The organism is Clostridium tepidiprofundi DSM 19306 (assembly GCF_001594005.1).
Taxonomy (GTDB): Bacteria; Bacillota; Clostridia; order Clostridiales; family Clostridiaceae; genus Clostridium_AC; species Clostridium_AC tepidiprofundi.
The window spans coordinates 1-1,162 of the sequence record NZ_LTBA01000123.1 but is presented as its reverse complement, the minus strand read 5'-3'; the positions used below and the strand labels follow the sequence as shown (position 1 = coordinate 1,162).

At 30.4% G+C, this 1,162-nt stretch carries 1 protein-coding gene; it reads right to left on the bottom strand.

The features are described from left to right. Positions 1-49 precede the first annotated feature (49 nt). Positions 50-1,162: IS701 family transposase (locus tag CLTEP_RS13985; RefSeq protein WP_066827686.1), on the bottom strand; the 1,113-nt coding region annotated here is incomplete at its 5' end.

The window sequence follows — 1,162 nt, the reverse complement described above, 5'->3', positions numbered from 1 at the left end:
ATGAGAAAATTTAGATACAAATTTTTACAGTAGATATTTACACTACGCCTTATGCTACTTTCATGGTTTTAAAAACAGTTTCAATAGGAATATTATTTTTAGCACATTCATAAATCCATTGAATATTACCTTTTTTGACTTCATTTCTGCAAATTAATAATCCTTTACTAAAAGAATTATTAGCATTTTCAAGAGTTGAGCAGTAAATATAAGTTAAAGATATTAATACCAATAGTCTATCAATAGATTTAGTAGATCTTACTTGATAAGTATTAAGTCCAAGATTATTTTTTGTTTGTCTAAAGAATGTTTCTATTGGCCAACGCTTACTATAATATTCAAGAATTGTTTGATTATCAAGTTCGGTATCAGTGCATAAGAAAGCGTGTAATGCACCATCTTTTTTGAATGCACTCTCGTGCCAGCACAATAATACTACTGCATTATCTACACCGTTAAGGTGACCCTCATAACGATAAACCCAATATTTAGAATTGTTTACTGTAACAAGGCAAACATCATTCTTTTCAATATATTGAGTAAATTCTTTAATTTGAATTCCAATTCCCTTCGGGTAAATAATACGATTAGTTTTTAGTGCTCCAATAAGATGATACCCTTTTTTAAAATGAGCATTTATGACTTTTTTATTAGTAAACCATGAATCACAAAGACCATAGGCTGGACCTTTAGGTGAAGGAAGGCTTTCTACTATATCACAAACCATTTGTATTTTGCTTTTTTCACCTTTTTTATAACGCTCAATAGAATAGGGTAAAACTTTTTTACCACAAGAAAGCATAGTAGTAAGAAGTTGATGTCCCCATACTTGTTTACCTTTTAAATGTGATTGATGAAAGCTTGTTTCCTGAATAGGTGACCTTGCCTGTGACGAAGGTTTAGTCTTTTCAGCAATAGTATCATCATAAATTGCAAATATAGGTAAATTTGATGAAGAACATTTATAAATTGTACGTATAACAAACTTCCTGATACCTTTCCATGCAAACGCAATATTCCAAACACCTTCACTTAAAAATTTACCGAAGGTAGTTCTATGACAGTCAGCAAGACTCAATAAAACAATATCAGTTATTGTTCCTTTATAACCCTTTTGGGTGGAACCTTTTATAAATTGCTCAATATGCTTTAAAACAGGTTT